The sequence below is a fragment of the Pengzhenrongella frigida genome, assembly GCF_004168625.1.
Taxonomy (GTDB): domain Bacteria; phylum Actinomycetota; class Actinomycetes; order Actinomycetales; family Cellulomonadaceae; genus Pengzhenrongella; species Pengzhenrongella frigida.
Map to the genome: position 1 here is coordinate 46,632 of NZ_SDWW01000031.1, position 7,453 is coordinate 54,084.

At 74.2% G+C, this 7,453-nt stretch carries 6 protein-coding genes and 1 rRNA gene; all 7 read right to left on the reverse strand.

The features are described from left to right. Positions 1-4: 4 nt before the first annotated feature. Complete coding sequence (recN, locus tag EUA98_RS13100) at positions 5-1,720, reverse strand: DNA repair protein RecN (protein ID WP_130103131.1); 1,716 nt, start codon at positions 1,718-1,720, stop codon at positions 5-7. Positions 1,721-1,723: 3 nt separating this feature from the next. Beyond that, positions 1,724-2,611, reverse strand: coding sequence for an NAD kinase (locus tag EUA98_RS13105; RefSeq protein WP_130103132.1), 888 nt, complete (start codon positions 2,609-2,611; stop codon positions 1,724-1,726). Next, positions 2,608-3,489, reverse strand: coding sequence for a TlyA family RNA methyltransferase (locus tag EUA98_RS13110; protein WP_130103133.1), 882 nt, complete (start codon positions 3,487-3,489; stop codon positions 2,608-2,610). Before EUA98_RS13110 ends, EUA98_RS13105 begins: the two co-directional genes overlap by 4 nt. 3 nt (positions 3,490-3,492) lie before the next feature. Continuing rightward, positions 3,493-3,660: a hypothetical protein gene (locus EUA98_RS19785; protein WP_165372831.1), complete on the reverse strand. Its 168-nt coding sequence runs from the start codon at positions 3,658-3,660 to the stop codon at positions 3,493-3,495. A 75-nt stretch (positions 3,661-3,735) separates the two neighbouring features. Next, entirely contained in the window at positions 3,736-4,764 is a 1,029-nt protein-coding gene (locus tag EUA98_RS13115; protein WP_130103134.1) for an HAD-IIA family hydrolase, read from the reverse strand. Beyond that, entirely contained in the window at positions 4,761-5,789 is a 1,029-nt protein-coding gene (locus tag EUA98_RS20280) for a hypothetical protein (RefSeq protein ID WP_242511482.1), read from the reverse strand. Before EUA98_RS20280 ends, EUA98_RS13115 begins: the two co-directional genes overlap by 4 nt. Positions 5,790-7,383: 1,594 nt before the next feature. Then, positions 7,384-7,453, reverse strand: a 5S ribosomal RNA gene (gene rrf, locus EUA98_RS20650); the annotation flags it as partial.

Consider the following 7,453-nt stretch of genomic DNA (forward strand, 5'->3'; position numbering starts at 1 on the left):
TCAGTCATCGTCCCACGTCGGACAGCGCGAGAAGCTCAGCGGCATGCGTCTGGGCCGCATCTGAATCGTGACCGGAGAGCATTCGCGCCAGCTCACGGACCCGGTCGGGCCCGGTCACGGCGCGAACATCCGAGTCCGTCACCGTGTCGATCCCGGCCGACGTGGACTTCGTCACCACGAGGTGGGTGTCCGCGAACGCGGCCACCTGGGCGAGGTGGGTGACCACGAGCACCTGCGACCCGCGCGCGAGGAGGGCGAGCCGCCGTCCCACCTCGACCGCGGCCTTCCCGCCGACGCCCGCATCCACCTCGTCGAACACGAACGTCGGTGGCCTGCGGGCGCCCGACTGCGGCGACGTCGCGAGCGAGACCTCGATCGCGAGCATTACCCGGGACAACTCCCCACCGGAGGCGCCCTTGCCGAGCGGACGGGCCGGCGCGCCGGCATGCGACACCAGCAGCATCTCGACCGCGTCGCTCCCCCACGGTCCCGGTCCGGCATCGGTGACCTCGACGCGGAGCCGGGCGCCGGCCATCGCGAGGCCGGCCAGCTCGCCGGTCACGGCCGCGGCGAGCGTGCTGGCCGCCTTCTGGCGTGCGGTGGTCAGTGCGAGCGCGCGCCGGTCGAGCGCGGTGACCAGGGCAGCGCGCTGGGCCACGAGGGTCTCCAACCGGTCACCACCGCCATCGAGCTCGAGCAGCCGCAGGCCCGCGGTCTGAGCCCAGGCCAGGACACGGTCGATGTCTTCGCCATAGCTTCGGGTGAGCTGGCCGAGCTCCGCACGCCGTTGCTGCACCGACTCCAGCCGCAGCGGATCGGCGTCGAGATCCTCGAGGTACCCGGACAGCTCCAGCGCGATGTCGGCGAGCAGGTAGCCGAGGTCGGCGAGCCGGGTGGCCAGTCCGGCCAGCTGCGGGTCGTGGTCGCCCGCCTGCTCGAGCGCACGGCGCGCCCGGTCGACGACGATGGTCGCCGCGGCGTCGTCCGTGGTATCGCCCTCTCCGGCGAGCGAGTCGTGCGCCATGGCTGCCGCGGTGCGCAGGTCCTCGGCGTGGCCCAGACGGTCGGCCTCGGCGGCGAGCTCGAGGTCCTCCCCCGGCTGCGGGGACACCCGTTCGACCTCGCCGAGCCCGAGCCGCAACAGCTCAGCCTCACGAGCCCGGTCCTGGCCGCGCTCCCGGAGCTCCTCGATCTCGGCGTCCAGCCGGCTCCGCTCGGCCCAGTCCGCGCGATACGCGGTGAGGTTCGCCGCATGCTTCGCCCCGGCGAAGGCGTCGAGCGCCTCACGCTGCCGGGCGGGCGAGCGCAGTCGGGCCTGGTCGGCCTGCCCGTGCACGGTCACGAGGTCGTCGGCGAGGTCGGCGAGCACCCCCTGCGGCACGCTGCGTCCGCCCAGGTGCGCCCGCGAGCGACCCTCGGCGGCAACCGTCCGCAGCAGCACGAGGGAGCCGTCGTCGTCCAGCTCGCCGCCCGCCTCCTCGGCCCGGGCGCGCACCGGCGAGTCGGGCCCGACCGTCACCCGCCCCTCCACGACGGCGCGGTCCTGCCCGATCCGGACCGTGCCGGCGTCGGCCTTGCCACCCAGCAGGAGGTCGAGGCCGGTGAGGACCATCGTCTTGCCCGCGCCGGTCTCCCCGGTCAGCACCGTCAGCCCCGGCCCGAGCACGACCCGTGCGGCCGAGATCACCCCGAGGTTCTCGATCCGGATCTCCTCGAACATGGCTCAGTCCCCCTGGACGGACTCGATGGGTTGATCGGAACCCGGCAGCGTCGTCGCCCCGCGCCACCCCTCGACCGGGAGCGCGAACTTGCTCACCAGCCGGTCGGTGAACGGCGCCGGGCTCAGGCGCGCCAGGCGGACCGGGACCGGGCTGCGGCGCACCTCCACCCGCGTCCCGACCGGGAGGTCCATGGTGCGCCGACCGTCGCAGCTCAGCACCCCGACCGAACCCGACCGGGGCAGGATCTCGAGCGCGAGCACGCTCGCCGGGCCCACGACGAGCGGGCGGGCGAACAACGCGTGCGCCGAGATGGGAACGAGCAGCATGGCGTCGACCTCGGGCCACACGACCGGACCGCCGCCGGAGAACGCGTGCGCGGTGGACCCGGTCGCGGTCGCCATCACCACGCCGTCGCACCCGAACGTCTCGAGCGGGCGACCGTCGACCTCGATGAGGACCTCGATCATCCGGGCCCGGTCCGCCTTCTCGACCGTGGCCTCGTTCAGCGCCCAGCCGGTCAACGGTCCGGTGGCCCCGGGCACGAGCACCATGACGTCGAGCGTGTCGCGCTCCTCGACCACGTAGTCCCGGGCTGCGAGCCGCCGCACGGCCTCACCGATGTCCTCCCGCTCGCTCTCGGCGAGGAAGCCCACGTGCCCGAGGTTGAAGCCCAGCAGCGGGATGTCGGTGCCACGGGTCACCTCCGCCGCGCGCAGGATCGTCCCGTCGCCGCCGAGCACGACGGCGATCTCGACCCCGGTCAGGTCGACGCCGTCCTCGTCGCTGACCACGTCGAACCCCGCCCGCTCGAGCTCGCGGACGGCCTCGTTCGTCGCCGCGACCGCCTCTTCCCGATTGCGATGGGTCACGACGAGCGCTCGCCTGGTCATTGGTCGCCTCCGCTGGTCCAGCTGGTGCCCTCACCGGTGGGACCCGCGGCGACGGCGCGGTCGACGAGGGCGATCAGATCGGCGTCCGGCGTCGCGGCGGCAGCTGCGGGGACGGTCGTCCCCGCAGCTGCGACCAACCAGACGAAGTATTCGACGTTGCCGCTCGGGCCGGGCAACGCGCTGGCCACGACCGCCTGCGTGCGCAGGCCGAGTGGGCCCGCCGATCGGGCGACCGCGAGCACGGACTCGGCGCGCAGCTGCGGGGACCGGACGACACCGCCGGTGCCGAGCCGCTCCCGACCGACCTCGAACTGCGGCTTGACGAGCAGCAGCAGGTCCGCGCCGGGGGCCGCGGCGGCGACGAGCGCCGGCAGCACGAGGGTGAGAGAGATGAAGGAGAGGTCGCCGACGACGAGCTCCGGCGCGGGATCGAACGCGCCGGCGTGCAGGTTCCGCACGTTGACGCCCTCCCGCACCGTGACCCGCGGGTCGGCGCGCAGCCAGGGCACCAGCTGGTCATGCCCGACGTCGACCGCGAGGACGTGGGTCGCCCCTCGTCGCAGCAGCACGTCGGTGAACCCGCCCGTCGAGGCGCCCGCGTCGAGGCAGATCCGCCCGTGCACCCGGGGTCCGTCGACGCCGAGCACGTCCAGCGCGCCGGCCAGCTTGTGCCCTGCCCGGGAGGCGTAGTCCGGGCCCGCGTCGGGCCGCTCCGCGACCGTGAGGACCTGCCCGGGCCCGACCGGGGTCGAGCTCTTGACCGTGCGCGCGCCGTCGACGCTCACCCGGCCCGCGGTGAGCAGCTCACTGGCGTGCCGACGTGAGCGTGCCAGCCCCTGGCGGACCAGTGCGCTGTCCAACCGTACGCGCTCGACCACGCGCTATTCCTCGGTGTCCGCGAGGCGATCCTGCAGAGCCGTGTGCACGGCCTCGAACGCGGCAACATGGTCGGCCACCGGACGGTCGCCGAGATCACCGAGTCGCGTGAGCGCCTGGTCGACCGCGGCGTCACCCGTCTCGCCGGTGACGTTCTGGACGTCGTCGTGCACGCATGCTCCTCGTCCGTGATCCGCGCTCGGATCGGTGATGGTGCAGCCGCCCACGCTACCGGGCAGGTGTGGCGATCAAGCGTTGTCCACGGTGAACTCCGGGACCGAGTCGCTGGCCAGCTCGTGCCCCTCGTCGACCCAGGCCCACGCCGCGGCGCAGGCCGTCCGGCACAGGTCGAGCCACTCGCCGTCGCCGTCCGCCGTGCGGTGCAGCTCGAGCCGGCCGTCGACGACCCGCGACGCCGCGCCGCGGGTGGCCCACCAGCCGTCGGCCGACCGCGTCGGCGCCACGTGGGCGACGAGCAGGCTGCCGAGGTCGGCGCCGAGGAAGTCCGGGCGCTCGCGCGGGTGCGCGAGCACGGCGTCGCGACCCGAGTTCACCCCGGTCAAGACATGCAGCCCGGGGTAGTCCGCCGCGCGCGCCCCCGCGAGATCCGTGTCGAGACGGTCCCCGACGACCAGGGGTCGCTCGGAGCCCGCCCGGGACACGGCCAGCCGGTACATCGTGGGAGCCGGCTTGCCTGCACTGTCGGGAACCACGCCGGTGGCGGCCTGGACCGCACCGACCAGCGACCCGTTGCCCGGAGCGAAACCCCGGGCGGTCGGCAGACTGAGGTCGAGGTTGCTCGCCACGTGCCAGGCGCCCCGCTCGATCGCGTAGGCCGCCTCGGCGAGCTGCGTCCAGCCGAGCTCCGGGGCGAAGCCCTGGGCCACCGCCGCGGGCTCGTCGTCCGCCGAGGTGACCACGACGAAGCCGGCCGCCCGTACCGCGGTGACCAGTCCGGCCCCGCCGATCACCAGCACCTTCGCCCCCGGCGCGAGCCGGGTCGCGAGGACCCCGGCGGCAGCCTGCGCCGCCGACATGACGTCGTCCGGCTCGGCGGGGATGCCGAGCCCGGTGAGCTGCGCGGCCACCGACTCCGGCTCCCGCGAGGCGTTGTTCGTGACGAAGACCAGGCGCATGCCGAGGGCCCTGGCACCGGCGAGCCCCTCGGCCGCACCCTCGATCGGCTCATGTCCCTTGTAGGCGACACCGTCGAGGTCGACGAGGGCCAAGTCGTAGCGCTCGGCCAGCGGGACGTCACACGAGATCAAGCCACTCACGCGTTGCCGTCCGTCGGAACGCCCGAGTCGCCCGACTCGTCCACGGAATCGTCCTCGTCCTCGGACTCGAGGTCGAACACGACGACGTCGTCCTCGTCCTCGTCGTCATCCGCGCCGCCGGCCTCGGCCAGCTCAGCTGCGGAGAAGCCGGCGAGCGATGCCGTCGCCTCGTCCGAGCGACCGAGTGCCTCGAGGGCGGCTGCACGAGCCTGCGCGACCCGGACGGCCACGACACCGGTCGCCCCGCCGAGCTTCGCGATCGCGCTCTCGGCAAGAGCCGCGTACGCCGCCTCGGGCTCACCGAGGTCCAGGCGCGCACCGCTGACCACGATGGCGAGCTCGATGGCAGCGGCGGGCTCGAGGCCCTCTGCCTCGTCGGAGGCAGCCAGGGCGATCGCCCGCTCCGGCCGTCCGAGGCCCCGCTCGCAGTCGGCCATGATCGCCAGGTGCTCCGAGGAGCCGTTGAGCCGGCGGACCGTGCGCAGCTCGCGCAGCGCCTCGGCATACCGACCGGTGCGGTAGGCCGCGAGTCCCGCGGCCTCCCGCACGACGTCGACCCGACCGGCGCGCCGGACAGCCGCCTGGGCGTGCTCGTACGACAGCTCCGGGAACGTGTCGAGCAGGCGCCCAGCCATGATCAGGTGCTGTCCGACGCCTTCGGCGTTGTCCTTGCTCAGCGTGCGCAACCGGGCGCGAACCGCGCGATCGAGATCCGAGTACTGCACATCCTCGGGGATCTCCGGCGGCACGAACCGCTCGGTCTCGGGCCGGGACAGGCGGTGATCGTCGGGGTTCGGCTCACGGGCCGGTGCGGCGGAGTAGCCCCGCGAGGAGCTCTCGCCGCGATCGCGCCGGTCGTTGCTCTCGCCAAAGCGCGCCGGGCGGTCCGGGCGCTCCGGGCGCTGCGGTGCGGAGGAGCGCTGGGGTGCGGAGGAGCGCTGCGGGCGGTCCCCGCCACGGGTGTCCCTGCTACCGCTGTAGGGGGTGCGCTCGCGACGGTCCTGGGTCGGCGGCCGCTGCGTCATCGGGCGCTCGGTCGCCGGGCGCTCGCTCGAGGGGCGGTCGTCTGACGACCGTTCCGGGCGATCGTCGTACGACCGCGCCGGACGCTCCTGCGCCGGACGGTCGTCGTAGGAACGGGCGGGACGCTCGGTCGCCGGGCGCTCCTCGTACGAACGCGCCGGACGCGAGGTCGCGGGACGCTCGGAAGACCGGGCCGGACGCTCCTCGTAGGAACGGGCCGGACGATCCGTGGCCGGCCGCTCGTTGTACGCGGGACGGTCGCTCGCCGGACGTTCCTGCTCGGCGCGCGGCGGACGGGACGCACTTCGGTTGTCGCTCCCCCGGTACTCACCACCGCGGTAGTCGCTGCGGTCACGCCGGTCCGGGGTCTGCGGACGATACGCCGGACGCTCGGTGCTCGACCTGCCGAAACGCTCGTCGCGCTCGTCGCGCGTGCGCGTCGGACGCTCGTCGTTCGACCGGTACGGCGGGCGCGCACCGGTGGAGGACCGGTCGGGCCGGTCGCTCGAGGGCCGGTACGGGCGGTCGCCGCCACGCGTGTCCGGACGATCGCTGCCCCGGGACTCGGTGCGATCCTCCCAGCGGGTGGGCCGGGCCGGACGGTCGTCGTTGGACCGGTACGGCGGACGAGAGCCCGTGGTCGGACGTTCGGTGCGCTCGCCGGCGGGACGGGACGGACGGTCGCCGGCGGGACGCGCGGGACGGTCCGATCCGCGGCTGTCGCTCCGGTCTTCCCAGCGCGGGGAGCGGGCCGGACGGTCGTCGTTCGACCGGAACGGCGGACGCGAGCCCGTCGTCGGACGGTTCGGCCGGTCGCCCGCGGGGCGGAACGGACGTTCGCCGCGCTCGCCGGCCGGACGGAACGGGCGCTCGGTGCGCTCGCCGGCGGGACGGTACGGACGGTCGCCGGCCGGACGCGCAGGACGGTCCGATCCGCGGCTGTCGCTCCGGTCTTCCCAGCGCGGGGAGCGGGCCGGACGGTCGTCGTTCGACCGGAACGGCGGACGCGAGCCCGTCGTCGGACGGTTCGGCCGGTCGCCCGCGGGGCGGAACGGACGTTCGCCGCGCTCGCCGGCGGGACGGTACGGACGGTCGCCGGCCGGACGCGCAGGACGCTCGGACCCGCGGCTCTCGGTCTTGTTCTCCCAGCGGCTCGACTTGGCGGGGCGGTCGTCGCTCGACCGGAACGGCGGACGTGCACCGCTCGACGGCCGATCGGACCGCTCACCAGCGGGACGGTACGGACGATCGCCCCCACGCGAAGCTCCGGACGCACCGCCCCGACCGGCACCGCCGCTGGACGAGCGGTTGCCTCCGCCCGATGCGCTGCCGCCGCGAGGGCCGCCTCGGCCGCGCTCGTCGGAACCTCTCGAACCGCTCGCGTTGCCGGCGTCGTTGTTCACGTGTCTTCCCCTCATCGTCCTGCGTCGATCCATGATCTCATTCACTGCTGGCGCCGGTCACATCCGTCGCGCCGAAGGAGCACTGGCCCCGGCCGGGCGCTGCTGCGCCCCGCGGGCCACACGATCTCGCGCAATGAAGCACAAGAGAAATAGAAAGAGCCACCCCATTGGGGTGGCTCCTTCTGTAATGGTTGTCCGGCGGCGACCTACTCTCCCACACAGTCTCCCGTGCAGTACCATCGGCGCAGAGGGGCTTAGCTTCC